Origin of the sequence: Bradyrhizobium sp. S3.2.6 (genome assembly GCF_040546885.1) — a bacterium.
Taxonomy (GTDB): domain Bacteria; phylum Pseudomonadota; class Alphaproteobacteria; order Rhizobiales; family Xanthobacteraceae; genus Bradyrhizobium; species Bradyrhizobium cytisi.
This window is the reverse complement of record NZ_JBEPOS010000014.1, coordinates 175,432-201,947: the sequence shown is the minus strand read 5'-3', so window position 1 is coordinate 201,947 and position 26,516 is coordinate 175,432. Positions and strand designations below refer to the sequence as shown.

Here is a 26,516-nt window from a genome sequence, read left to right as displayed (position 1 = left end):
GGGCCCCCCCCCCCCCCCCCCCGCGGGGGGGGGGGGGCCCCCCCCCCCCCACCCCCCCCCCCCCCCCCCGCCCCCCGCCCCCCCCCCCCCCCCCCCCCCCCCCCCCACACTCACGCCATCGCCCGCGAAGCGAGCGATCCTGGTTCTTGGCGCCACCTCGTTCCATCAATTCAAAAACGGTATCAATCGATACTCCCTTGAACTTGGACACTTTCCCGCGTGCGCCTCTAGGAGTCGTGGTGAGGAAACATTTCGAGTTCTAAGGAGGCGCCTGATGAGCGCAGTCGTGTCCGCAACCGACGTGAGGAGGTCTCGCGTCAGGCTGTTCATCGTGACCATGCTGTTCCTGGTCACGACCGTCAATTACGCCGACCGCGCCACGCTCTCGATCGCGGGCCCCGCGCTCGCCAAGGAACTTCATCTCGATCCCGTCGCCATGGGCTGGATCTTCTCGGCGTTCGGCTGGTCCTATGTCGCCGCGCAGGTGCCGGGCGGCTGGCTGCTCGACCGCTACGGCTCGCGCCTCGTCTATGCCTTCAGCATCATCGTCTGGTCGCTGTTCACGATGATGCAGGGCTGGGTCGGCTTCTTCGGCGCCGGCGCTGCGATCGTCGTGCTGTTCGCGCTTCGCCTCCTGGTCGGCGTCGCGGAAGCGCCGTCCTTCCCCGCTAATGCCCGCATCGTCGCCGCCTGGTTTCCCGGCAATGAGCGCGGCACTGCATCGGCCTTCTTCAATTCGGGGCAGTATTTCGCCACAGTGATCTTCGCGCCGCTAATGGGCTGGATCGCCCATGATTACGGCTGGCGCTACGTGTTCTTCGTGATGGGCGGCCTCGGCGTCATCATGGGCCTCGCCTGGATCAAGACCGTCTACGGACCGAAGGAGCATCCTTCGATCAACGAGGCCGAGTTCGACTACATCAAGGAAGGCGGCGCGCTGGTCGATCTCGACGCGCCCAAGGACGATGTGAAGAGAGAGCGTGCGCCGGATTCCGGCCCGAAATGGGACCATATCCGCCAGCTGCTCTCCAACCGTATGATGCTCGGCGTCTATCTCGGCCAGTACTGCATCAACACGCTGACCTATTTCTTCCTGACCTGGTTCCCGGTGTACCTGGTCAAAGAGCGCGGCCTGTCGATCCTGCAAGCCGGCTTCGTCGCGACGCTGCCCGCGCTGTGCGGCTTCATCGGCGGCGTACTCGGCGGCGTCATCTCCGACGCCATCCTGCGCAAGACCGGATCGCTGACCATGGCGCGCAAGATCCCGATCGTCGGCGGCATGCTGCTGTCGATGTCAATCATCGCCTGCAACTATGTCGACGGCCAGGCGCTGGTGGTCGGCTTCATGGCGCTCGCTTTCTTCGGCAAGGGCATCGGCGCGCTCGGCTGGGCGGTCGTCTCCGACACCTCCCCCAAGGAGGCCGGCGGCGTCTCCGGCGGCCTGTTCAACTCCTTCGGCAATCTCTCCTCGATCACCACGCCCATCGTGATCGGCTACATCGTGGCCGCGACCGGCTCCTTCAACGGTGCCTTGGTGTTCGTCGGCATCAACGCGCTGGTGGCCGCGGTCGCCTATCTCGTGGTGGTCGGCAAGATCGAGCGGGTGGTGCTCAAACGTTCCTCCTGAGCGCTCCGAGTGATCGGAGCGGGACAGGCAACTCAACGGCGGCTCACAAGGCCGCCGTCTTTGTTTTGGGGATGATCGATGCTAGAAGTGCCGGGGAAACGCCTTATTCATCTAAGGCATGTATCGATGTTCGACCTCAACCAGCTCCGCTGTTTCGTCACGGTGGCCGAAGAACTGCACTTCGGCCGTGCCGCGGCGCGGCTGAACATGACTCAGCCGCCGCTATCGCGGCAGATCCAGGTGCTGGAGCACATCATCGACGCGCCGCTGCTGGAGCGCACCAGCCGTTCGGTGCGCCTGACGCCGGCCGGGCGCAGCTTTCTGCCCGAGGCCCGCCGCATCCTGAAGCTCGCGGAAAGCGCCTCGCAGGTCGCCCGCCGCATCGCGCTCGGCAAAATCGGCTCGCTGAAGATCGGCTTTACGGCCGCGGCCGCCTACGGCTTCCTGCCCGAGTTGGTCGCGGCCTGCCGCGCCAAGCTGCCGGAGGTCGATTTTTCGCTGAAGGAGATGGTCTCAGGCGACCAGTTCGAGGCGCTGACCTCGGGCCAGATCGATGCCGGCCTGCTGCGCCCCCCGATCGCGCGACCCGAGCTTGCCAGCCGCCGCGTCGTCGCCGAGCCGCTGCTCGCCGCGATCCCGAAGAAGCATCCGCTGGCGAATGCCGACAGCATCACCATCAAGGACTTCGACGGCCAGCCCTTCGTGATGTATTCGCCCTATGAGAGCCGCTACTTCCACGATCTCTTGGTGGCGCTGTTCACCCGCGCCGACATCCTGCCACGCTATGTCCAGCATCTGAGCCAAATCCACTCGATCCTCGCGATGGTGCGCGCCGGCCTTGGCCTCGCCATCGTGCCGGCCGCGGCCGCCGGCCTGAAAATCTCCGACGTTCGGCTGCGGCCGCTGAAGCTGCGCAACCGCGTTCCGGTCGAGCTCTTCATGGTCTGGCGCCGCGACGACGAGAATCCGCTGCTGTCCGCGCTGGTCAAGATCGCCAGCGAATTGTCCTCGGCCGAGGTGGTGGAAGATTGATGCTCAATCCGCATCGGTCGATATAGGCTTTGGCTTGGACGCGCATCGAACGGTCTCCTAAACAGCGGCGCATGGACGCGCGGCCTTGTTGCGGCCGCCACAACACGAGAAACAGGGAGCAGCGCCCATGAGCAAGATGACCCCGCAGGAAATGGCCCAGAAGATCGGATCTGGCCTCCTGTCCTTCCCCGTCACGCCGTTCAAGGCTGACTATTCCTTCGACGAGACCACCTATCGCGCCAACATGGACTGGCTGTGCGGCTATGATGTCGCAGGTCTATTCGCCGCCGGCGGCACCGGAGAGTTCTTCTCGCTGACCCCGACCGAAGTCCCTGAGGTGGTCAGGGTCGCCGTCGAGGAGACCAAGGGCCGCGTGCCCGTGCTCGCCGGCACCGGCTATGGCACCGCAATCGCCCGCGAGATCGCGATCGGCGCCGAGAAGGCCGGCGCTGACGGCCTGTTGCTGCTGCCGCCCTACCTCACCCATTCCGAGCAGGAAGGCCTTGCCGCCCACGTCGAGGCCGTCTGCGCCGCCGTGAAGATCGGCGTCATCGTCTATAACCGCGACAACGCCATCCTCCAGCCCGACACGGTCGCCCGCCTCGCCGAGCGCTGCCCGAACCTCGTCGGCTACAAGGACGGCATTGGCGATATCGAGCTGATGACCCGCGTCTACACCAAGCTCGGCGATCGCCTGACCTATGTCGGCGGCCTGCCGACCGCCGAGACGTTTGCGCTGCCCTATCTCGACATGGGCGTGACGACCTACTCGTCGGCCGTGTTCAACTTCGTTCCGGAGTTCGCCACCAACTTCTACGCCGCGGTACGCAAGCGCGACCATGCGACAATCCACGCCGGCCTGAAGGATTTCATCCTGCCGCTGATCGCGATCCGCAACCGCAAGAAGGGCTATGCGGTCTCGATCATCAAGGCCGGCATGAAGGTCATCGGCCGTGATTCCGGCCCGGTCCGCCCGCCGCTGACCGATCTCTCCGAGCAGGAGATTGCGGAACTGACCGCGCTGGTCAAAAATCTGCCCGCCATTCGATCGTCACAACAGGCTGCAGAATAACAAACGACAGGGAGGAGCGTGCGATGGCCCAGACTGATATCTCCTGCGCGCCAGTCGCCGGCGCACCGGTCGTCACAACGATGCAGGTGATCCCGGTCGCGGGCCGCGACAGCATGCTCCTCAACCTGAGCGGCGCGCATGCGCCGTTCTTCACCCGCAACATCGTCATCCTCACCGACAATGCCGGTCACACCGGCGTCGGCGAGGTGCCGGGCGGGCAAAAGATCTGGCAGACGCTCCAGGACGCCCGCGATCTCGTGATTGGCAAGACCGTCGGCGCGCTGAACAACATCCTCGCCGACGTCCGCACGGCCTTCGCCGACCGCGATGCCGGTGGCCGCGGCAAACAGACGTTTGACCTTCGCGTGATGATTCACGCTGTTACCGCGGTTGAATCCGCCCTGCTCGACCTGCTCGGCCAGCACCTCAATCTTCCCGTCGCAGCGCTGCTCGGCGAAGGTCAGCAGCGCAAGAGCGTCGAGACGCTCGGCTATCTCTTCTTCGTCGGCGACATCAGCAAATCCAGGCTCGATTACGTCAAGGGCGAAACCGGCAAACCCGACTGGTTCAACCTGCGCCATCAGGAGGCGATGACGCCGGAGACGGTGGTGCGCCTGGCGGAAGCAACCCAGGACCATTACGGCTTCGCCGACTTCAAGCTCAAGGGAGGCGTGCTCCGCGGCGAGCAGGAGATCGAGGCCGTCACGGCCATCGCAAAGCGCTTTCCCAACGCCCGCGTCACGCTCGATCCGAACGGCGCCTGGTCGCTCGACGAGGCCATCAGCCTCTGCAAGAACATGCACGGCATCCTCGCCTATGCCGAGGATCCCTGCGGCGCCGAGGCCGGCTTCTCCGGCCGCGAGATCATGGCCGAGTTCCGCCGCGCCACGGGCCTGCCGACCGCAACCAACATGATCGCCACCGACTGGCGCCAGCTCAGCCACGCACTGCGCCTGGGTGCAGTGGACATTCCGCTCGCCGATCCCCATTTCTGGACCATGCAAGGCTCCGTGCGCGTCGCCCAGACTTGCCGTGACAACGGCCTGACCTGGGGCTCGCACTCGAACAACCATTTTGACATTTCGCTCGCCATGTTCACCCATGTCGGCGCCGCGGCCCCCGGCAAGGTCACCGCGATCGACACCCACTGGATCTGGCAGGACGGCCAGGCGCTGACGAGAGAGCCGCTCCAGATCAAGGGCGGCAGGATCACGGTCCCGGATCGTCCGGGCCTCGGCATCGAGATCGACCGTACGGCCATCGAGGCCGCGCATGAGCTCTACAAGCAGCATGGACTCGGAGCCCGCGATGACGCTACTGCCATGCAGGACCTGATCCCCGGCTGGACCTTTGACGACAAGCGTCCCTGCCTCGTGCGTTAAGAACTTCCCTGGAGGAAAAAGATGACAGCGATCCTGAAAAACTTCATCGGCGGCGAATGGGTCGACGGCTCCGGCGTCACCAAGAACATCAACCCCTCCAACACCAACGATCTGGTCGGCGAATACGCCAAGGCCGACAAGGCGCAGACCGAGAAGGCAATCGCGGCCGCGAAAGCCGCCTTCCCCGCCTGGGCCCAGTCGACGCCGCAGGTGCGCTATGACGCGCTGAACAAGATTTCTCTCGAAATCCTCGCCCGCAAGGAAGAGCTCGGCCGCCTGCTTGCCCGCGAGGAAGGCAAGACGCTCCCCGAGGGCATCGGCGAGGTCGCGCGCGCCGGCCAGATCTTCGCGTTCTTCGCAGGTGAAGCGCTTCGCCTGATCGGCGAGAAGGGCGCCTCTGTCCGCCCCGGTCTCGACGTCGAGCTTACCCGCGAGCCGGTGGGCGTCATCGGCATGATCACGCCCTGGAATTTCCCGATCGCGATCCCGGCCTGGAAGATCGCGCCCGCGCTCTGCTACGGCAACACGGTGGTGTTCAAGCCGGCCGAGCTGGTGCCGGGCTCCGGGCATGCACTGTCCGAGATCATCGCCCGCTCCGGCATCCCGGCAGGAGTCTTCAACCTCGTGGTCGGCTCCGGCTCGGTGGTCGGCCAGACCCTGCTCGACCATCCGGATGTCGCCGCGATCTCCTTCACCGGCTCGGTGCAGACCGGCCGCAAGATCGCGCAGGCCTGCGTGCTGTCGAACCCGATGAAGAAGTTCCAGCTCGAGATGGGCGGCAAGAATCCGCTGGTCGTGCTCGACGACGCGGACCTCAAGACCGCCGTCGAGGTCGCCGTCAACGGGGCCTATTTCTCGACCGGCCAGCGCTGCACGGCGTCTTCCCGCCTGATCGTCACCGAAGGCATCCATGACCGCTTCGTCGCGGCGATGGCCGAGCGCCTGAAGGGCCTGTCGGTGGACGACGCACTCAAGGCGGGCGTTCATATCGGCCCCGTGGTCGATCAGAGCCAGCTCGACCAGGACCTGCGCTACATCAAGATCGGCCAGGAAGAGGGCGCGAAACTCGCCTGGGGCGGCGAACTGCTCACGCGCGAGACGCCCGGCCACTACCTCCAGCCAGCGCTGTTCACGGAAGCCAACAACAACATGCGCATCGCGCGTGAGGAGATTTTTGGCCCGGTCGCGACCGTCATCCGCGCCAAGAACTACGAGGAAGCGCTGGCGATCTCCAATGACACGGAATTCGGCCTCGCCTCCGGCATCTGCACCACCAGCCTGAAATACGCCTCGCACTACAAGCGCAACAGCGAGTCCGGCATGGTGATGGTCAACCTGCCGACCGCCGGCGTCGATTATCACGTGCCGTTCGGCGGCCGGAAGGGCTCGAGCTACGGCGCCCGCGAGCAGGGCTCCTATGCGCGCGAGTTCTACACCACGGTGAAGACCGCCTATACCTATCCGGGCTGATAGGTTGATATCGTAGACATCGTAGGGTGGGTTAGCGCAGCGTAACCCACCTGCAGACAGAGACATTGGTGGGTTACGCTGCGCTAACCCACCTTACAAATCCCCGGAGTCCGCATGGACCAGGACGTCGCAGCGAAAGAACAGCCCCGCTACATCAAGCTCAACGCGCGCGACAATGTCGCGATCGTGGTGAATGATTTCGGGCTTCCCGCCGGCTCCCGTTTTGCCTGCGGATTGACGCTGCGCGCCTTCGTGCCGCAAGGGCACAAGACGGCGCTGGTCGACATCGCGCAAGACCAGCCGATCATCCGCTATGGCGAGGTGATCGGCTACGCGCTCTCGCCGATCCTGGCCGGCGAGTGGGTCGACGAGGCGCGCATCCGCATGCCGGAGGCGCCAGCGCTGGACAAGCTCGAAATCTCCACCGCCGTGCCTGCGCCGCTGCCGCCGCTCGAAGGTTTTACATTCGAAGGCTTTCGCAATTCCGACGGCTCGGTCGGCACCAAGAACATCCTCGGCATCTCTTCCTCCGTGCAATGCGTCAAGGGCACGATGGAATATGCGGTGAAGCGCATCCGCACCGAGCTGCTGCCGAAGTATCCGAACGTCGATGACGTCGTGCCGTTGACGCACGCCTATGGCTGCGGCGTCGCCATCAATGCCCCCGACGCGGTCGTGCCGATCCGCACGCTACAAAATCTCGCGCTCAATCCGAATTTCGGCGGCGAGATCCTGGTCATCAGCCTCGGCTGCGAGAAGCTTGCGCCCGAGCGGCTGGTGCCCGAAGGCATCAGCGACGCCATCGTGCGCATGCAGGACGAAGCCTTCGACGGCTTTGGCGCGATCGTCGACGCGATCATGACCCAGGCGGAGGCCCGCCTGAAAATCCTCAACAAGCGCACCCGCGAGACCTGCCCGGCTGCCGATCTGGTGATCGGCCTGCAATGCGGCGGCAGCGATGCCTTCTCCGGCGTCACCGCGAACCCCGCCCTCGGCTTCGCCGCCGACCTTCTGGTGCGCGCCGGCGCCACAGTGATGTTCTCCGAAGTCACCGAGGTGCGCGACGCCATCCAGCTCCTCACCCGCCGCGCCATCAACGAGGACGTCGGCCGCGCGCTGGTGCGCGAGATGGCCTGGTACGACTCTTATCTGGCGCGCGGCGGTGCCGATCGCAGCGCCAACACCACGCCCGGCAACAAGAAGGGCGGTCTCGCCAACATCGTCGAGAAATCTCTCGGCTCGATCGTCAAGTCCGGCTCGAGCGCCATCACCGGCGTGTTGTCGCCCGGCCAGAAGGCGACGCAGAAGGGCATGCTGTTTGCGGCGACGCCGGCTTCCGACTTCATCTGCGGCACGCTCCAGCTTGCCTCCGGCATGACCTTGCAGGTATTCACCACCGGCCGCGGCACGCCCTACGGCCTCGCGGCTGCGCCCGTGATCAAGGTCGCGACCCGCAGCGAGCTGGCGCGGCGCTGGAAGGACCTGATCGATTTCGACGCGGGCGGGATCGCCACCGGCGAGAAGACCATCGAGGAAACCGGCTGGGACCTGTTCCACCTGATCCTCGATGTTGCGAGCGGCCGCACCAAGCCGTGGTCGGATCGCTGGGGCATCCACAACGACCTCACGCTGTTTAATCCGGCGCCGGTGACCTGAAGCGCCTGCGACGGCGACCGCAAGACGAAGAGCAAGACAAAGAGGCCGCCGCGCGGATGCAGTGGTGCGAGAGTCCAAGCTGGCATGAGGCACGATCGGCGTCGCGTTGCGCCTCATTCTTTCATTCCGGGTTCGACGCGACGCGTCGCCCGCAATGCCGCGCACCTCTCACGTCATGCTGCCCGGCATGAAGCACCGCACGCGCGGGTGGCCGTCGATATAGTGCTTCCACACCATGGTACGGCCGATCTTGTTCGGCTCGGTGATCACCGCGCCATCGGGCACGACGATCCATTCGTCGTCGAGAAGCACGCGGTAGTGTCCCTTATCGGACTCCCAGTCGACATCGGCGACGATATAGCCGTCGGCATCCGAGCAGCACTGGCCATACTCGCTGCGCAGACTCTCGAACCAGGGTTTGAGCGGCGAGTTGGCGTAGCGTCCATCGTCGCGCGCGAGCGCCGATGTCGCCAGCAGCGTCATTAGCCCCAGCAACGTCGCCGCACACAATCTTGCAAGTCTCATATCGTCTCCCTGCGGATCAAATCGGCGCCGCAAGGGACAGACAAGGCCGCCCGCCCACCCGCGCAACGGCGGCAGGCGTGGAAATGTGGCGACTCGTTCCCCCAGCAGCTTTGCGACAGCTATGCAAATCCGGCGCCAGCGCACATTCCGGGGAACTACCGGCGCGATAGGCGGCCTCGACCGGCCTGCACCTCGTGCAAGTGTGGCAAGTGTGGCGTGTCTGCGGTTTGCCGCAGCTCGTTCGGAGGCTTTCCTTGTTGTGTCAGGACGTGTACCAAGCTGGCGCGGGACGCGACCGCATCGTTTAACCAACTGTTTCGAATGCAAAAATTGGGTGTTGGCGTGACAGGCGTTGGACCGTCAGCGCTATGAGCGACTCGAGGGAGCTGCTTCCCGGTCAGCAGGACCCGGCCGATTTGCCCGCAAACCAGGTGCAATTTGCGCTGGTGATTTCGCGCATGCTCGAGACGGTGAAAGACGACGCCGAAGCCCGGCGGCAGATGGTCTACGATCTCGCCCGCTACAAGCTCCAGGAACAGTTCACCTACGCCGACGCGAAAAACGTCGACAAGATGAAGCAGGCCCTCGAGGTCGCGATCAATGAGGTCGAGAAGTTTTCGCGCGAACGGGCACCGCTGGAGCGCTTGCCGTCGCAACACCTCACATCATCTGGGGTGACCGAAGCAGGGACTCTTCTGGTGTCCGGCGATGCGACCGTTTTGCCTTCGGCGATCGGGACGTCCCGCAGCAAGCGGCCTGCGGTCTCGGGCCCGCTTCTACCAGTGATCAAGCGTACAGTGGCCATCCTTGTTGTCGTTGGCGCAGTCATCGTGACCGTCTCGCATCGAGACAGGATCGCCGCACTGCGCCGGCTGATGTCGTCGCAGACGGCGGAGATCGCGCAGGTCACGCCCAGGCCGGAGACGACGATCGCGGTCGCCAAGCCGGAAATGGTCCCCTCCGCCCCGCCTCCACCAGTGCGCGTGCTCCCGAGCGATTACGGCATCTATGCCTTGATCGACGACAAGTCGCTGGCTGAGTTGAACGCGACCGGCGTGATGGCGCCGGACATGCGCATTGCGATTTCACCAGAGTTCAGGAAGCCCGATCGGCCGCATCTGCCGAACGGCCACGTCAAGTTCATCGTGTTCCGCCGGGACGTTGCAAATGTGATCCCCGAGCGGGTCGAGGTCCGTGTTGTCGCGAAGGTCAAAGAGTTTTCGACCGACGCTGCAGGCAAGACGACAAGTGGCGGAGACGACGTCGGCGTGATCCGCAACTTCTCCTATCCGTTCCGGATCTCGCCGATTCCGGGGAAAGCCGAAATGTACGAGCTTCACGCCGGCGATGCAGAGCTAGAGCTTCCGCCGGGACATTACGTCCTGAGCCTGGGGCCGCAGGCCTATTATTTTCAGGTCGATGGCGAGATCACCGATCCCCGGCAATGCCTCGAGCGGGTCGTTGCCGGCAACGGCACGTTCTATGCGCCTTGCAAGAAGGCGCGGACATATTGAGATTGTTAGAGCGGGCGGCGTGAAAGCAGCCCTACTTCTTCGCTGCCGGCGCCATCATCGTCGCGCCACCTTTCTTGGTCGCAGGCGCGGGAACCGGTTTGGCCGCGGCGGCCTGTGCGGGGAGATATTTGGCGACGATGGCGGGATCGACTTCCGCGATATTTGCATCCGGCAAACGCTGCCAGGTCTCGTCCTTGCCGAACAGGGAAATGCCGAGGAAGCCGCGCATGGTCAGGGTCTGCCCATCCGGGCTCACCGTCATCTTGGCCTTCCAGATGTTGCCGTCGCGCGGATTGACCACGTTGCCGCCGTCATACTTCAAGCCGTCGCGCTTCATGTCGCGGATGAAGGAGAGCCCCAGCACCGGCGCGTTCTTGCGATCGTCGGTGCACTTCGCGCAGACCTCGTTCGGATCGTCGCCGGGACGCGGAAAGGTCTTTGCGATCACGCCTTCGAAGATACCGTTGTGGTCGATGAAGAGAAACCATCCCACGGTCCTGCCGTCTTCGACCTTCTGCCAGAGGCCCGCCGCAGTTGGCTGCTGCGCTTGCGCCGCAGCCGGACTCACCGCATTGAGCGACAGCGCGAGCGCGAGCAACGGGAGCAGCCGAAAGCCGGTAAAGAGATTCCGCATCATGATCACCTTGCTGAGCCGCCACTGCAATGGCCGCAGACTACGGCGATTTCGCGAACGATTCCAGCACCAGAAACATGGGGCATCGCCCGTCCGCTTCCGTCGCAATCAGTTGACACCGAGTTTCTTTTGCAGGCTGGAGGACGATGTCGTGTACTGGAACACGAGCCGCTTCTCCGGGTAGACGTAGCGGTGGGCTTTTTGCGACATCAGTGCGCCCTCGTGGAAGCCGCACAGGATCAGCTTGATCTTGCCGGGATAGGTGTTGATGTCGCCGATGGCGAAGATGCCCGATACGTTGGTCTCGAACGCTGAGGTCTCGACCGGAACCAGATTGTTCTCCAGCGCGATGCCCCAGTTCGCGACCGGACCGAGCTTCATGGTCAGCCCGAAGAACGGCAGCATGGTGTCGCAGGCAATATCGCTGACATTGTTGTCGTTGCCCTTGACGGTGGCGCCGGTCAGTTGGCCATCGGCGCCTGAGAGCGCGGTGACCTGGCCGAGCCGCAGATCCATCCTGCCGCCGGCCACCAGCGCGCGCATCTGCTCGACGCTGTGGGGCGCGGCGCGAAAATCGTCGCGCCGGTGCAGCAGCGTGATGCGCTTGGCCAGCGGATGCAGATTGAGCGTCCAGTCGAGCGCGGAATCGCCGCCGCCGACGATCAGCACGTTCTTGTCGCGGAAATTTTCCATCTTGCGCACGGCATAGTGCACCGAGGTGCCTTCATAGGCTTCGATCCCCGGCACCGGCGGACGCTTGGGCTGGAACGAGCCGCCGCCGGCCGCAATCACCACCACCTTGCACTCGAACACCTTGCCGGTATCGGTGGTGCAGCGAAACAGGGGATCGCCGATCTTCTCCACGGTCTCGATCATCTCACCGAGATGGAAGGTCGGGTGGAACGGCTTGATCTGCTCCATCAGCGCGTCGGTGAGGCCCTGCCCCGACACATGCGGAATGCCGGGAATGTCGTAGATCGGCTTTTCCGGATAGAGCTCGGCGCACTGGCCGCCGACCTTGTCGAGGATGTCGACGAAATGCGCCTTCATGTCGAGAAGGCCAAGCTCGAAGGCGGCGAACAGACCGCAAGGGCCAGCGCCAATAATCAGCACATCGGTTTTGATCACGTCGCTCATGTCGTCTCTTTATCGGTCGTTATCGGTTGGACGGCGCCCTGCGGGCAGAGGTGACCCTGCCTGTCTAGCCAACGGGGATGGATCAGGGAAGGCATAAAAGCGGGAGCGCCCCGCAGCCGCGCCCACTTGCCGGGTCAAAATAACTGGGCTGTAACGAGATTGGATATGACGGAGATCAATCGGTGAACGCACCAAGCCGCCTCGATACGACGCCGCGTCTGGAAGACTTCCCCTTTCGCCTCAGCGACAATGTCCGCTTCGGCGATCTCGATCCGAACCAGCACGTCAACAATGCGGTCTACGCCACGTATTTCGAGACCGGCCGTGTCACGCTGATGAAGCTCCCGGAATACGGGCTGACACCGCCAGGGCTCGCCTGGATCATGGTGCGGCTCGACATCCATTTCCGGGCCGAGCTGCATTGGCCGAACACGATCGAGCTCGGCCTTGGCGTCGTGAAACTGGGACGGACGTCCGTGACCTTCGAGCAGGTCGTGTTCTCGCAGGGAAAATGCATCGCCTCGGCGACGTCAGTCGGCGTCTTGCTCGACGAGGCGACGCGGCGGCCGGCGCCGCTGACCACGGAGATCGTCGAGAGGTTCAGACCCTGGCACAAGCGCGGCATCGAGGTCGCGCGGCCGAGCATATCGTAAGAAAGATCAGGCCTGACGTTCCGGCGTCGACACCACGAGCCCGTCGAGCTCGTCGGAGACCTTGATCTGGCAGGACAGGCGCGAGTTCGGGCGCACGTCGAAGCCGAAGTCGAGCATGTCTTCTTCCATCGGCGTCGGGCTGCCGACCTTCTCGCGCCAGGCTTCATCGACATAGACATGGCAGGTCGCGCAGGCGCAGGCGCCGCCGCACTCGGCTTCGATGCCGGGGACGCTGTTGCGGATGGCGGCTTCCATCACGGTCGCGCCGTTCTCGACATCCACCGTACGGGTTTCGCCCTTGTGGTCGACAAAGTGAATTTTGGCCATGAGTGCTCGTGCTGCCGCGATCTAGGGAGAAAGGAGGGTCCGGGCTGTCCTATAACGGGTCGGTCAGGGCAGCGCTAGTGCGCAGTCCACCCGCATTCGTGGGAGCGCCGCCTAATGCTTCAGGATCGCCGCAATGGCCGCGCGAGCCTCGGCAACCGCCTCTTTCAGCACGGCGAACGCGCGGGGCTGGTTGTGGCCGATCCGGGCCGCGGTTTCCAGGCTGGCAGCGGCATCCGCAACCGCAAAGGCGCCGATCCCCCGCGCCGAGCCTTTAAGCTTATGCGCGAGCGCACCGGTCTCGGCCGGCAGCGCCGTCATCGCCGCGATCAGCCGAACCGCCTGCTCGGCGAACATCGCAAGCACTTCCTGTTCCAGCTCGGCATCGCCGAGCGTCATCCGCGAGAGGTGGTCGAGGTCGAGGGGGCTATCGATGGGCGCAAGCGGGGGCGAGGGCATCCAGTCCATCCGTTGCAGTTCAGGCAGCATGGCGCAGGCCCCCGGCATCGCGCGACGGTCCGCCGGTTCGGCGGTTTGCCCCACCGAAGCACGGAAATGGTTAACGAAGTGTTCGGACCGTTTTACGCAAATCCGCCCGTTTATTGACGAAAAGTTGCCGCAATCGGCCAAGTTCCGTGGAGAATTTCATTTAGGCCTAAGGTGTTACGGCGCGATCCTGTTAACGATGATTAAGATTGTCTTAACCGCAGGCATTTCATTCGCGACGCTCTGCCAATAGGATGTTTCGGAAATTGGCGGACAAGCCATCCGGGTGGGGATGGCTCGGAGATCCGCGCAAGCGGCATGATCCAGACTGTGGGCTTGCGCAGCGCGCAGGGCTCGCGGGGGGACGCGTACAAGTAACGAGGGCTCGACTGCACATGGCCAACACTCCCAAGAAGGTCAAAGATCCCACAGAAGTTGCGCTTTCTGCGATCCAGGAAGCCCTCAACATCAGCGACACGGCTGCCGACACCAGCCGCAACGCATCGATGCGCAACGAAACGGCGCCGCCGGCACCTTCCGTGTTCGACGAGCCGACATTCGAGCCGCGCCCTGCTGCCAACGAGCGCGACGTGTTCGATCCGATCGAGGAACCGCGGACCTCGCGCCGCGCCGCCAATGACGACCGCGAGACCATCGGCCAGCTGCTCCAGTCGCTGCAGACGGGCCGCCCGGCCCGCAACATCTACACCGGCGCGACCATCTTCACCGTCGTCTGGCTTGCGGCCTGCGCCGCGCTGACGGTCGGCTTCCTGCCCTCGATCCAGGCCGCCATGGGCCAGAGCGGCGGCGTGCTGGCGATCGCCGGCCTCGTCACGATGTTCTTCGCGCCGATCATGCTGTTCTACTTCCTCGCGAGCCTGGTCTGGCGCGGCCAGCAGATGAGCCAGGTCGCGCAGGCGATGGCGCAGGTCGCGATCCGCTTCTCCGAGCCGGAAGGCTCTGCGTCCGATTCCATGGTCACCGTCGGCCAGGCCATCCGCCGCGAGGTCGCCGCGATGGGCGACGGCATCGAGCGCGCGATCGCGCGCGCCGGTGAGCTCGAGACGCTGGTCGCCAACGAGGTCGCCGCGCTTGAGCGCGCCTATTCCGACAACGAAGTCCGCATCCGCGCCCTGCTCCAGGACATCGCGCATCAGCGCGACAACCTGGTCGGCCAGGCCGAGCAGGTCCGCAGCGCCATTTCCGGCGTGCAGATCGACCTCCGCCACGACATCGCGCTGATCTCGGACGCGATCGCCTCGCGCGTCGACGAGGTCGCGAAATCCATCACCGGCGCGCTGGAAGAGCGCGGCGCCCACATCACCGGCGCGCTGAGCCACGCCGGCGACAACATGATCCTGGCGCTCGGCGAGCGCGGCGGCGACCTGCTCGACCGCCTCGAGGAGGCCAGCGCCGAGACGACGCGCGCGGTGCTCGACGCCAGCGAGCGGCTGACCACCAGCCTCAACTTCAAGACCGGCCACGTCCACGACGAGTTCGTCGACCTCGCCGACCGCGTCCACGAGATGCTGAACGAGCGCATCGACCGCATCACCGGCGAGTTCGAGCAGCGTTCCGCCGCGATCGTCGACGGCATCTCCGAGCGCACCGAGCAGGTGCATGACAGCCTGAAGAACTCGTCGGACTCGCTGCTGCTCGAGCTCGAGCTGCGCTCCAACGACCTCTCCGCCAAGATCGACGACGCCGGCAACCGCCTCGCCGGCCAGATCATGACCTCCGGGGACAAGGCGAGCGAAGCGCTCGACGCCACGGTCAACACCCTCGTCGCCAAGGTCGTCAGCCAGACCGAGACCGCGCACGACTCGCTGTCGCTGCAGATGAGCGCGTTCGACGAGCTGGTGAAGAACCAGGGTTCCGAGCTGGTCGAGAAGTTCGCCCGCGATTCCGGCACGCTGGGTGCTCTGATCACGCGCCACATCTCCGAGTTCGACCGCACCGTGAAAACGTTCGGCGGCGAGATCGTCGAACGCATGGGCCAGCGCACCCACGACATCCATGAGTCGCTGAAGACCTATGTCGACAACTTCGACACCCGCTTCACCTCCAATGGCGGCGCGATCACGGCCGTGCTCGACCAGCGCCTGGTGCAGTTCGAGACCACGATCGGCGAACGCGTCACCAACCTCGACACCTCGCTGAACGGCAAGATCACGAGCCTCGACGGCACCATCGAAGGCCACATCAAGACCTTCGACGAGCAGCTCGTTGGCCGCGTCGCTGCGCTCGAAGAGTCGTTCGACACCCGCGCCAAGTCCGTCACCGAGACCATCGACGGGCGTCTCAACACGCTGGCGATGTCGCTGACCGATGGTGCCGCGCAGGCGATCCAGTCGGTCGACACGCGGTTGACGCACCTCACGACGACACTCACCGGTGGCGCATCGCAGGCGCTCGAGTCCATCGACTCCCGCCTCACCCACCTCACGACGACGCTGACCGACGGCGCCTCCCAGACGATCCAGGCGATCGATACGCGGCTGACGCACCTCACGACGACGTTCAACAGCGGCGCATCGCAGGCGCTGGAGTCCGTCGACAGCCGCCTCACCTATCTGACGACCGCCCTGACCAACGGCGCCTCGCAGGCCGTGCAGTCGATCGACACCCGCCTCACCCTGCTGACCTCGACGCTCACGGACGGCACGGCGCAGGCGATCGAGGCGGTCGACCGCCGCATCACCAGCGTCGCCGAACTGATCGACGGTCGCAGCATGCACCTGACCGACACGGTCACGGCGCGCTTCCAGGACATCCACCAGGCTATCGAGACCAAGGTCGGTTCGGTTGCCAGCGACATCGACGTGCGCGTCGCGCAGTTCGAAGACCTGCTCGGCTCGCGTGTCGAGGCCGTTGCCGGCCGCATCGAGAGCAGCGGCCGCCAGGCCAGCGACGACATGATGTCCCGCGCCGAGATGATCTCGACCGCGATCCGCTCGCATGTCGAGGACGCCGAGCGCTCGCTCACCAACCTCGTCGTCAACACCAGCGAGACGATCCAGACCGGTGCGCGCACCGCGCAGCAATCGCTGATGACGGTCTCCTCCGACGTCAACGCCCAGCTCAAGATGACCTCCGCCGAGGTCGAGCGTGCGCTGACCGCGGTCGGCACCGGTGCTGCGAACTCGATCCTGACCAGCGCCCGCGAGGCGCAGTCGTCCCTGGTCGCGGCCTCGGGCGATGCCTCCATCCAGATCAAGGGGCTCGCCGCCGACGTTGAACGCACGCTGTCCGCAGCCGGCTCGGCCACCGCGGCCTCGATCCTGGCCGGCGCCCGCGAGGTGCAGACCACGCTCGTCACCGCCTCTTCGGACGCGGCCAACCACGTCAAGACGCTCACCGCCGACGTGCAGCGCTCGCTGTCGCTCGCCGGCACCAGCACGGCGGAATCGATCACCGCCGGCGCCCGCGATGCGCAGGGCACGCTGATCGCGGCCTCGACCGAGACCGCCAACCAGATCAAGGCGCTGTCCTCCGACGTGCAGCGCTCGCTCTCGATGGCGGGCACCTCGACGGCCGAGACCATCATGACCGGTGCACGCGAAGCCCAGAGCACGCTGGTCAACGCGTCCTCGGATGCGGCGAGCCAGGTCAAGTCGCTCGCGGCCGAGGTGCACCGCTCGCTCTCGCAGGTCGGCCAGAGCACTGCCGAGACGATCACGGCCAGCGCCCGCGACGCCCAGAGCACCCTTCTTGCTGTCTCAGCAGAACAAACCGGCCAGGTCCGTTCGCTCGCAGCCGAGATGCAGCGCGCGCTGGCGACTGCCGGCGGCGCCACCATCGAGGCGCTGACCAGCGGCGTGCGCGAGGCCCAGGGCACGCTGATCACTGCGTCGACCGATGCGGCGAGCCAGATCAAGTCGCTGACGACCGACATCGAGCGCACGCTGACCGCAGTCGGCGCCGACACTGCCTCGACCATCCTCAACAGCGCACGCGAGGCCCAGACCTCGCTGACCTCGACCTCGGCAGATGCCGCAAGCCAGATCCGCACGATCTCGACCGAGATCGAGCGCGCGCTGAGCACGGCCACGGCGAACGCGACCAACGACATCCAGACCAGCGCGCTCAACGCCCAGAATGCGCTGATCAACGCCTCCAACGAAGCGAGCTCGCGGGTCAAGTCGAGCTCGGCCGACGTCGAGCGCTCGGTGCTCTCCGCCTCGAGCAGCTTCGGCCAGGCCATGACCGGCAAGACCGACGAGATCGTCACCTACGTGCAGCAGCAGGCCGACCGCCTCTCGAACATGATCGACGCCAAGCGCGGCTCGCTCGTGGATGCGATCGGCTCGAAGACCAGCCAGCTCACGCTCGACATCGACCGCGTCACCTCCGACGCGCTGAAGTCGATCGAGACGCGCGGCACGGCGTTCTCGCAGACCATGATGGGCAACGGCAACGAAGTCGCCCGCACCATCAACGCGGCGAGCGAGGTCGCGACCAGCGCGGTCGGCCGGTCGCTCAAGGACCTCGAACAGGCCTCGCGTGCGGCGATCGACCAGTCGCGCCAGGTCTCGATTGCGGCCGTCACCGAGATGCAGGAGACCAGCAAGATCCTGCGCACCGACACGGTCGCCCTGTTCGAGCGTCTGCGCGAAGGCAACATCCTCCTGCAGGAGGTGCTGACCGGTGCGCACGACAACCTCAACTCGCTCGAGCGGGCGCTGGTGACGCGCGTCGCCGACTTCGTCTCGGCGATGAACGACGTCACCTCGCGCAACGGCGCTGCGACGCAGAACCTGGAAGACCAGCTCAACGTCTTCAACACCAAGACCACGCGGGCGCTCCAGGATCTCGGCGAGCTGTCGACGCAGTTCGACGCGCACGGCAAGGCACTCGTCGATGCCGCGCAGGTCGTCGAGCAGAGCAACAAGAACACCACCGCCTCGCTCGCCGAGCGCAAGCAGGCGCTGGAATCGCTCGTCACCACCATCGACCTGCGTACCACCGATCTCGACCAGCGGCTGTCGCGCTTCACCGGACTGCTCGATGAGTCGCTCGCTGCGGCCGAAGAGCGTGCCCGCGACATCGCCCGCGTGGTCGCGGAGACCGCCGGCGCAGGTTCGGCCGCGATCACCCGCCAGTTCGAGGCGGTGCGGTCGGCCTCCGAAGAGGAGCATCGCCAGACCATCGATGCCATGCACGACATCTACCGCCAGACCACCGACGAGGCGGATGCGATGTTCAAGCAGTCGGCCGAGAAGTTCGGCAACCTCGTCTCCAGCATGAAGCAGATGGCGTTCGAGATGCACAACGAGCTCGAAGCCACCCGCAACGAGCTGCGCCGCGGCGTGCTCGAGATGCCGCAGGAGGCCGCCGAGAGCACTGCGCAGATGCGCAAGGTGATCGTCGACCAGATCGAGGCGCTCGCCGAGCTCAACCGCATCGTGGCCCAGCACGGCCGCGGCCTCGACGTCACCACGACGGGCCGCGCTTCTGTCGCCGTCCAGCGTCAGGAAGAGCCGGTGATGGCAAGTGCGGGCGGACGGGGTAACGAGACCCGCACGCGCGACACAGGCAGCGCTTCCACGCTGCCGCCGCCGGACCTGGGCATGCCCGCCTCCTCGCGGCGCACCGAGGCGCCGCCGGTCGCACCGGGCGGCAACGACCCCGGCCGCGACGGCTGGTTGTCGGATCTGTTGAACCGCACGGACGCCAACCAGGCTGCTCCAACCGGTCGTGAGGCCCCGCGTGGCCGCCAGGCTGCACCCGCTCCGCAGCCGCAGGCCCCGCAGAATGGCGGCAATCCGCTGGAATCGCTGTCGCTCGATATCGGCCGGCTGATGGACCGCAACCTCGCCACCGAGATGTGGGACCGCTACCAGCGCGGCGAGAACAAGGCCTTCACCAAGCGCCTGTACACGCCCGCCGGCCAGAAGGCTTTTGACGAAGTCGCCCGCAAGTATCGCGCCGACCGCAACTTCAAGGCGACGGTCGACCGCTACATCAGCGAGTTCGAACGTCTGCTCGACGAAGTCGCCCGCGACGGCCGCGGCCCGCAGGAGCTACGCAGCCACCTCACCTCGGAGACGGGCCTGGTGTATACGCTGCTTGCTCACGCGGCGGGCCGGCTGGGGTAAGACAAAGCTCGCGAGTGGCGAATAGCGAATGAAGAAACGGAGCCCTGTCGGGCTCCGTTTTGTTTTGGCCGTTATTGCGCCAGCAGTTCACCGCGCGTTGGGAAATTACGACGCCCCCACAAGCTCCGTCATTGCGAGGAGCCCTTGCGACGAAGCGATCCAGGCTGCCTCCTCGGAGACAGTCTGGATTGCTTCGCTTCGCTCGCAATGACGGAGGAGAGAGGCGCTACTGCCGCTTGCGCTCGCTGGCCGGCGCCGGCTTCGGCGCCTCGGCCGACGGCGCGGCGGCGGCCGGTGCGCTGTTGCTGGCGCCGAACAGCACGCGGGTCGGGTTGCGGTCGAAGTTGTTCACGGCGCGGCTGATGTCGCCGAGCGTACGGCGGCCGTCGGTCATCAGCGCACCCGAGCGCTTGTCGAAATCCTCGGCAAGCTCGCGGATCGATTTGACCGTCAGGAACAGCTCGCCACCGTCCTTGCCGCCGGCGAGCGTGTTGAGGCCGAGCATGAGGTTGTCGGCCTTGAGCATGACGCCGTCGACCTTGGCCATCACGCCGTCGATCTTCTCGGAATTGCGGGCGAGCGAGTTGGTGAAGGTCTCCAGATTCTTCAGCGAGTTCTTCACCGATTCCTGGTTGTCGGCGACGATCTTGTTGATGTTCTGCAGCGTGCCGCGGATCGCCTCGGTGACGTCCTGGAGCTTGTTGGGGTCGGCCGTCAGCGTCGGGATGCCGTCCTCGTCGAGCGGCGGCGGCGGAGCCGCCTCCTCGCCACCCTTGAGCGAGATCGCGGCCACACCCGTCAGGCCCTGGAATTCGAGGCCGACCAGGGTGTCCTTGCGGAGCGGCGTGTTGTTCTCGATCATGGCGAGTGCGACAACCCGCCGCGGATTGTCGAGCTTCACCGAGACCACTTCGCCCACCCGGATACCATTGAAGTTCACGCTGCCGCCGTTGCGCAGGCCCGCGGCCGGGCCCTCGAACACGACGCGGAAGGGGCTGCGCTGCTTGATGGTGTGCAGCGACTGGAACCACAGCACGAAGCCGATCGCAGCCGCGAGCACCGCCAGCGTGAAGGATCCGATCAGTACGTAATTCGCCCGCGTTTCCATCAGCTGCTCCGGCTACTCAAGTCACGACCGCGCGGGCGCGCTTGCCATGGAAATACTGCCTCAGCCAGGGATGCTGCGAGGCCTGCATGTCGGCGATCGACCCTGCCGCAATGATCTTACCGTTCCCTAAAACGGCGATCCGGTCGCAAGCCGTGTAAAGGCTGTCGAGGTCGTGGGTTACCATGAAAACGGTCAGCCCCAAAGTACGCTGCAGCGTCCTGACCAGATCGTCGAAGTCGCCGGCGCCGATCGGATCGAGGCCGGAGGTCGGCTCGTCCAGGAAGACGAGGTCCGGATCGAGCGACAACGCGCGGGCCAGCGCGACACGCTTGATCATGCCGCCGGAGAGTTCCGAGGGGAAACGCTCCGCCACTTCCGGCTTGAGGCCGACCATGGCGAGCTTGGCCATGGTGATCTCGTCCATCAGCCGCTGCGAGACGCGTAAGTATTCGCGCATCGGAAACTGGATGTTCTGCCGCACCGTGAGCGAGGAGAACAGCGCGCCCTGCTGGAACAGCACGCCCCAGCGCCGCTCGACATTGCGGCGCTGCGAGGTGTTGGAGGAATCCAGATCGACGCCGAACACCTCGATGGAGCCCGCGACCTTCGGCACCAGGCCGATGATGGTCCGCGTCAGCACCGATTTGCCTGCGCCCGAGGGGCCGACAAATCCCAAAATCTCGCCGCGCCGGACGTCGAGGTTGAGACCGTCCAGCACGCGCGTCGCACCGAACTGCACGGTGATGTCGCGGACGCGGATGATGGGGTCCTGAATCGCGTTTTGAGTTTCCTGCGCCATCGTCACATTCCGATCGAGGCGAAGAAGATGGCGAACACGCCGTCCATCACGATGACGAAGAAGATGCCCTTCACCACCGACGCGGTCGTGTGCTGTCCGAGCGATTCCGCGCTGCCTTGTACCGCGAGGCCCTCGACGCAGGCGACGATGCCGATCACCGCGGCCATGACGGGCGCTTTCACGATGCCGACGATGAAATGATCGATCGAGATGGCGTCGCGCAGGCGCAGCAGAAACGCCTCGGGATCGACGCCGCCATAGAGCCAGGCGACGAGACCGCCGCCATAGAGCGCGGCCATGGCGCCGAGGAAGGCGAGGATCGGCAGCGCCAGCACCAGCGCCAGCATGCGCGGCAATACCAGGACCTCGATCGGGTCGAACCCCATGGTGCGCAGCGCGTCGATCTCCTCGCGCATCTTCATCGAGCCGAGCTCGGCGGTGTAGGCGCTGCCCGAGCGGCCCGCGACCATGATGGCGACCAGCAGCACGCCGATCTCGCGCAACACCAGGACGCCGAGCATGTCGACGACGAAGATGTCGGCGCCGAACCGGCGGAAATGAAAGATGCCCTGCTGGGCGATGATGCAGCCGATCAGGAAGGTGATCAGCACGATGATCGGCACCGCGCGCCAGCAGACCTGCTCCAGATGATGCACGGTCGAGGTCAGGCGGAGTGAGCGCGGATGGATCAGCACCCGCCCGCCCGCCGCGAGCACCGCGCCGAGCATGTCGATCAGGCTCGCAATGGTGCCGCCGATGCCTGCCACGGCGCGGCCGATCTGCTCCAGCATGCCGGTGATGGTGATCGAGGTGGTGTCGATCACGGGCGTCGCGCGGACCCGCCGCACCTCGTCGACGAGGCTCGAATAGTTCGCGGACAACCCCGCGATCTGAGCCTCGACGGTGCCTTGGGTCAGGGTGCGACGCAGCCGTTCGATCAGCCAGGCCCCGAACGTGTCGAGCTTGGCGACCTCGGAGACGTCGATGAAGATGCTTTGGGGGCTGCCGGCGAGCTTCTCGGCGTCGGCCACCATCCGTTCCAGGACCGGCGCGAAGCTCGCGGTCCAGGTTCCGGTGGCGCAGAGGGCCAGCGCGTTGCCTTTGGCAATCCGTTCCAGCTTCGGATCGCCGCTCAAGATGCCCGCTCCTGTACCAGGGCGGCAGAAATCAGATCGTTGCGCACACGCCCTTACCCAGAAAAGGTATCCCCAACTGGTTAATGTTAGTTGCTAGAGGTAACCAGCAGGTTCAGATTTCGCCAGAGTTCAAAATGACTTCCAGCAAAGTTCCTGCGCTTGCCGCCCGAATCGAGCGGTTTCCCATCGCCGGCAGTTTCACGATCAGCCGCGGCGCCAAGACGGAAGCCGTGACCGTAGTGGCCGAAGTGAGCCAAAACGGCCTGATCGGCCGCGGCGAATGCGTCCCCTATCCCCGCTATGGCGAGACGCCCGAGGCAACACTGGCCGCGATCCAGGCCATGCAGGCGGCTCTCGCGGGCGGGCTGACGCGGCAGGCCCTCCAAGCCGCCATGCCGCCAGGGGCGGCCCGCAATGCGCTGGATTGCGCCCTGATCGACCTCGAGGCCAGGGCTTCGGGCCTGCGGGCCTGGAACCTGCTCGACCGCCCTGTGCCGGGCGAGCGCACCACGGCCTATACGATCTCGCTGGGCACGCCTGGGGCCATGGCGGCGGCGACCGCCAGGGCGGCGCACCGGCCGCTGCTCAAGATCAAGCTCGGCGGCAACGGCGATCCCGAGCGGATCGCGGCCGTGCGCAAGGCGGCCCCCGAGTCGGAGCTGATCGTCGACGCCAACGAAGCCTGGACCGAGGCCAATCTGGAACACAATCTCGCGGCCTGCGCCGCCGTCGGTGTTACCCTGGTCGAGCAGCCGCTGCCGGCCGGCAAGGACGACGCGCTGGCGCGGATCAAGCGGCCGCTCGCGGTCTGCGCCGACGAGAGCGTGCATGACCGCAACTCGCTGGCCCCCTTGCGCGCGCGCTACGACGCCGTGAACATCAAGCTCGACAAGACCGGCGGTCTCACCGAGGCGCTGGCCATGGCCGATGCCGCGCAGGCGCTCGGCTTCGAAATCATGATCGGCTGCATGGTCGCGACCTCGCTGTCGATGGCGCCCGCCATGCTGGTGACCCCGCAGGCACGCTTCGTCGATCTCGACGGCCCGTTGTTGCTGGCGCGCGATCGCGATCATGGACTGCGTTATGACGAGAGCCTGGTCTATCCGCCGGACGCTTCGCTCTGGGGCTGAGCCGTGAGCCGATGCCGCGCCGACCAGATCACGATCGCGCCGGCCGCCGCCATCGCCGCCATGACGTAATAGAGGCTGTCGCCGATGCTGGCGTAGATCGCGCCTGAGGCGATCGAGCTCGTCGCGCCCAGCAAGCCGCTGCACGCAGCATAGTAACCCTGCCCCCGCGCAATCTGATACGACGGCACCCGCCGCACCAGCAAATTCATGGTGCCGACGATGGTCATGCCGAAAGTGAGGCCGTGGCCGAGCTGCGCGATCGCGAGCAGCGCCAGCGACGGCTCCTGCGCCGTGACGATCCAGCGCAGCACCGCGCTTGCGCCGCCGATCGCCATCAGCGATGACGGATGCAGCGAGAAGCGCGGCGACAGCGCGAAGACGACGATCTCGGCGATCACGCCCAGCGTCCAGAGTCCGGCGATTGTGAACCCGCCGAGCCCATGGGCCTGCCAGCTGATCGCCGAAAATGAGTAATAGGCAGCGTGACTGCCCTGGATCAGCGCGGCCGAAATGATGACCGACCAGAAGCCGGCATCGCGCAGCAGGGCATTGCCAGCGGGCTTTTCCGCGCTCCTTCGCCTGACATCGCCGAGCGGCTGGAGCAACAGGCCCGCGACGCCCGCAACGAGAGCCCATGCGACGATGACCCAGATCAGCTCGCGCGTGTCGATGCTGTCGACGAGATAGCCGCAGGCGAGTGCGCCGGCCGCGAAGGCCGCCGAGCCCCACAGCCGAATTGGCCCATAGTCGAAGCCGTAGCGAATGACGCCGCGCAACGCGTACGCATCCGTCAGCGGGACGACCGGCGTCCACATGATGCAGGTCAGCGCATAGATCAGCAGGAGTGCCAGCGGCTGGTGCTGCACGCCGACCAGCGCAAATCCCGCCGCCGTCGCGACGACCGAAACCATCATGCCGGCACGAATCGCATGGCGCTTTTCGGCAAAGGCGGTTGCGTAGGGCAGCGTGGTGAAGCGCGTGATCCCCGGCAGCGCGTTGATGATCCCGATCCAGGCCGCATCGACGCCGATCGCCTTGAGCCAGACCGGGAAGAACGGCAGATGCGTGCCCGTCACCGCGAACACGGCCGCGTAGAACAGCGCAAGACGCACGGCGAATCGCCGCTTGACGGATGTCGCGATGGGGATTTGTGATTCGCCTGCCATCAAACCAATTGCGATTCGGTCGATATCGTGGTGATCGTTACAGTAACGCGCGGTGATTTGCGCGACGAGATTGTCATGGCCAACGAAGCATTCGCCCTCTCGCCCATGTCGGCCCGCGCGGCCGAGCCGAACGAGCAGGATTACGACGCGATCCGTGAAGCCTTCATGGAGACCGCGCGCGGCCGCTGGTTCCTCGGCGAGTACGCCAAGCGCAACCGCAATGCCGACACCAGCATGGTGCTCGACGCGGTCGCCAAAATCGAAGAAACCCTTGCGGCACAGCGACAACCCGTCGTCGAGGACCGCCTGCCCGAGGCGCTGGTCGCGATCCGCCGCGCGGTCGAGGACGCAGAAAGCGCCGCCGGCAAGGCTTTCGATCCGGCCGTGCTCGAGGCGAGCCTCGCGCCGATTCCGCGCGGCGTGCGCATCATCAAGGAGATCTCCTGGCGCTGGCGCGAGATCGGCGCCGACGGGCGAATCTGCGACCTGATTGATTCGCAGCTCGCCTCGATCGAAGCGGCCTGCGCCCAGGTGTCGACCATCGACCCGCGCGCCGACCTCAAGGCCGCCTTCGATCTGCTCAGGGACCGGGTCGAGCAGACGGACGCTGACGGCGTCGGAGCGCCCGTTGCGATGGCGAGCGAAGCATCCGTGGCTTTGACGGAGACCCCGCAGGACATCGCGCCGGAGCCCGAGGCGACCGCTGACGCGAGCAGCATCGCCGAGAACGCGATGATGGACGTCGCGATCGCGCCCGAGATTGCCGAAAGCCACGCCACCGTCGAAGAGAGTTTTGCTGCGGTCGAGGACAGCCTCGCCGATCCCGCTTCCGTCGCCGAGATCACGGACGAGTTCTCGTTCGATGCCGCCGCGGAGGCCGAAGACGACGCCGTGCTCGCGGCGATCGCGTTGGAGATGGCTGCGCCTGATCCGGAGTTCGACGAGATCGTCGAGCCGATGGAGATGGAAGCGGCTATTCCCAAGCCGGAGCCGATGGCCGCGGGGGTCGCGAAGCCGTTCGCCATGGAGGCGCCAATCGCGCCGCATGTCGAGGAACCGGTTGTTGAGGAGCCGGTCGTCGAAGCCCCGATCGCGATGGAATCGCTCGCGCGTCTCACCGATGCCATCGCCGAAGCCGCAGCCGAAGCGATGGAGCAACCGGCCTCCATGATGACGGCCGCAGCAACCTACGGCGCAGCACCGACCGCGTCGCTGCCGATGCCCTCCCCCCTGCCCGAACCCTCGCTCGGCGCCACCATTCTCGCCAGCGGCATCGTGCAAAAGCCCCGCCCTGCGGCCAACGACGCGCTGGCGCCGATCCGCCGCATGACCCAGGCCGAGAAGATCGCGTTCTTCTCGTAAAGGCGCTCGCACTCTTTCCACCGTCATTGCGAGCGGAGCGAAGCAATCCAGACTGCCGCCGCGGAAAGATTCTGGATTGCTTCGCCCCGCTCGCAATGACGGAGCGCGAGGCAAGCGCCCCACGCCCTTACGCGTGATCTAGATCACGCACCGCGCCGGGGTGATCGCGATCACGGACCAGGGATCGAACGCCGCCTAGCTTCCT

Annotated in this window: 20 protein-coding genes; 11 read left to right on the top strand and 9 right to left on the bottom strand. The window is 65.6% G+C overall.

All coding sequences use genetic code 11. The features are described from left to right. The first annotated feature begins 274 nt into the window (after positions 1-274). The 6 genes from ABID58_RS23920 to garD all read left to right on the top strand — a co-directional run bounded on the left by ABID58_RS23920 (position 275) and on the right by garD (position 8,239). A complete protein-coding gene (locus tag ABID58_RS23920; protein ID WP_354035104.1) occupies positions 275-1,627 on the top strand; it encodes an MFS transporter in 1,353 nt (450 codons plus the stop codon). A 126-nt stretch (positions 1,628-1,753) separates the two neighbouring features. Next, a complete protein-coding gene (locus tag ABID58_RS23915) occupies positions 1,754-2,659 on the top strand; it encodes a LysR family transcriptional regulator (RefSeq protein ID WP_354035103.1) in 906 nt (301 codons plus the stop codon). Positions 2,660-2,786: 127 nt separating this feature from the next. Further along, the gene (kdgD, locus tag ABID58_RS23910) at positions 2,787-3,731 is read left to right on the top strand and encodes a 5-dehydro-4-deoxyglucarate dehydratase (protein WP_354035102.1); all 945 of its coding nucleotides are present in this window, start codon (positions 2,787-2,789) and stop codon (positions 3,729-3,731) included. Between the two features lie 23 nt (positions 3,732-3,754). Then, positions 3,755-5,113: a glucarate dehydratase gene (gene gudD, locus ABID58_RS23905; RefSeq protein ID WP_354035101.1), complete on the top strand. Its 1,359-nt coding sequence runs from the start codon at positions 3,755-3,757 to the stop codon at positions 5,111-5,113. 21 nt (positions 5,114-5,134) lie between these two features. Next, positions 5,135-6,583, top strand: a complete 1,449-nt coding sequence (locus ABID58_RS23900) for an aldehyde dehydrogenase family protein (protein ID WP_148751313.1) — start codon at positions 5,135-5,137, stop codon at positions 6,581-6,583. Between the two features lie 114 nt (positions 6,584-6,697). Next, positions 6,698-8,239 carry a galactarate dehydratase gene (gene garD / locus ABID58_RS23895; RefSeq protein WP_354035100.1) on the top strand — a complete coding sequence of 514 codons (1,542 nt, stop codon included), beginning with the start codon at positions 6,698-6,700 and terminating at the stop codon, positions 8,237-8,239. 168 nt (positions 8,240-8,407) lie between these two features. On the opposite strand, the gene ABID58_RS23890 is transcribed toward garD, so the two are convergent. Beyond that, positions 8,408-8,764 (bottom strand): hypothetical protein, encoded by a 357-nt coding sequence (locus tag ABID58_RS23890; protein WP_187434847.1) that lies wholly within the window; start codon positions 8,762-8,764, stop codon positions 8,408-8,410. Positions 8,765-9,132: 368 nt separating this feature from the next. On the opposite strand from ABID58_RS23890, the gene ABID58_RS23885 reads away from it, so the two are divergent. Further along, a complete protein-coding gene (locus ABID58_RS23885) occupies positions 9,133-10,278 on the top strand; it encodes a hypothetical protein (RefSeq protein WP_354035099.1) in 1,146 nt (381 codons plus the stop codon). 31 nt (positions 10,279-10,309) lie between these two features. On the opposite strand, the gene ABID58_RS23880 is transcribed toward ABID58_RS23885, so the two are convergent. Continuing rightward, positions 10,310-10,912 (bottom strand): DUF2147 domain-containing protein, encoded by a 603-nt coding sequence (locus ABID58_RS23880; protein WP_187434878.1) that lies wholly within the window; start codon positions 10,910-10,912, stop codon positions 10,310-10,312. Positions 10,913-11,020: 108 nt separating this feature from the next. Continuing rightward, entirely contained in the window at positions 11,021-12,049 is a 1,029-nt protein-coding gene (locus tag ABID58_RS23875; RefSeq protein WP_148751309.1) for an NAD(P)/FAD-dependent oxidoreductase, read from the bottom strand. 182 nt (positions 12,050-12,231) lie between these two features. On the opposite strand from ABID58_RS23875, the gene ABID58_RS23870 reads away from it, so the two are divergent. Then, complete coding sequence (locus tag ABID58_RS23870; RefSeq protein WP_354035098.1) at positions 12,232-12,702, top strand: acyl-CoA thioesterase; 471 nt, start codon at positions 12,232-12,234, stop codon at positions 12,700-12,702. Positions 12,703-12,708: 6 nt separating this feature from the next. Here ABID58_RS23870 and ABID58_RS23865 read toward each other — a convergent pair whose 3' ends face one another. Continuing rightward, positions 12,709-13,029, bottom strand: a complete 321-nt coding sequence (locus ABID58_RS23865; protein ID WP_148751307.1) for a 2Fe-2S iron-sulfur cluster-binding protein — start codon at positions 13,027-13,029, stop codon at positions 12,709-12,711. Between the two features lie 111 nt (positions 13,030-13,140). Next, positions 13,141-13,515, bottom strand: a complete 375-nt coding sequence (locus ABID58_RS23860; protein WP_148751306.1) for an Hpt domain-containing protein — start codon at positions 13,513-13,515, stop codon at positions 13,141-13,143. A 392-nt stretch (positions 13,516-13,907) separates the two neighbouring features. On the opposite strand from ABID58_RS23860, the gene ABID58_RS23855 reads away from it, so the two are divergent. Next, positions 13,908-19,610 (top strand): apolipoprotein A-IV repeat region-like domain-containing protein, encoded by a 5,703-nt coding sequence (locus ABID58_RS23855; protein ID WP_354035097.1) that lies wholly within the window; start codon positions 13,908-13,910, stop codon positions 19,608-19,610. 226 nt (positions 19,611-19,836) lie between these two features. Here the strand turns inward: ABID58_RS23855 and ABID58_RS23850 are convergent, their stop codons facing one another. From ABID58_RS23850 to ABID58_RS23840, 3 genes are read right to left on the bottom strand one after another with little or no spacing between them, the layout of a single operon-like run. After that, entirely contained in the window at positions 19,837-20,718 is an 882-nt protein-coding gene (locus ABID58_RS23850) for an MlaD family protein (RefSeq protein ID WP_148751304.1), read from the bottom strand. 16 nt (positions 20,719-20,734) lie between these two features. Next, complete coding sequence (locus tag ABID58_RS23845; protein ID WP_354035096.1) at positions 20,735-21,517, bottom strand: ABC transporter ATP-binding protein; 783 nt, start codon at positions 21,515-21,517, stop codon at positions 20,735-20,737. A gap of 2 nt (positions 21,518-21,519) precedes the next feature. Continuing rightward, complete coding sequence (locus tag ABID58_RS23840) at positions 21,520-22,653, bottom strand: MlaE family ABC transporter permease (protein ID WP_354035095.1); 1,134 nt, start codon at positions 22,651-22,653, stop codon at positions 21,520-21,522. 134 nt (positions 22,654-22,787) lie between these two features. Here ABID58_RS23840 and dgcA point away from each other — a divergent pair, with 134 nt between their 5' ends. Continuing rightward, positions 22,788-23,783 carry an N-acetyl-D-Glu racemase DgcA gene (gene dgcA, locus ABID58_RS23835; RefSeq protein ID WP_354035094.1) on the top strand — a complete coding sequence of 332 codons (996 nt, stop codon included), beginning with the start codon at positions 22,788-22,790 and terminating at the stop codon, positions 23,781-23,783. Here dgcA and ABID58_RS23830 read toward each other — a convergent pair. Then, positions 23,753-24,949, bottom strand: coding sequence for an MFS transporter (locus ABID58_RS23830; protein ID WP_354035093.1), 1,197 nt, complete (start codon positions 24,947-24,949; stop codon positions 23,753-23,755). The two genes, dgcA and ABID58_RS23830, sit on opposite strands and share 31 nt — an antisense overlap. Before the next feature lie 75 nt (positions 24,950-25,024). Between ABID58_RS23830 and ABID58_RS23825 the strand changes: the two genes are divergently transcribed. After that, complete coding sequence (locus ABID58_RS23825; RefSeq protein ID WP_354035092.1) at positions 25,025-26,311, top strand: hypothetical protein; 1,287 nt, start codon at positions 25,025-25,027, stop codon at positions 26,309-26,311. Positions 26,312-26,516 lie beyond the last annotated feature (205 nt).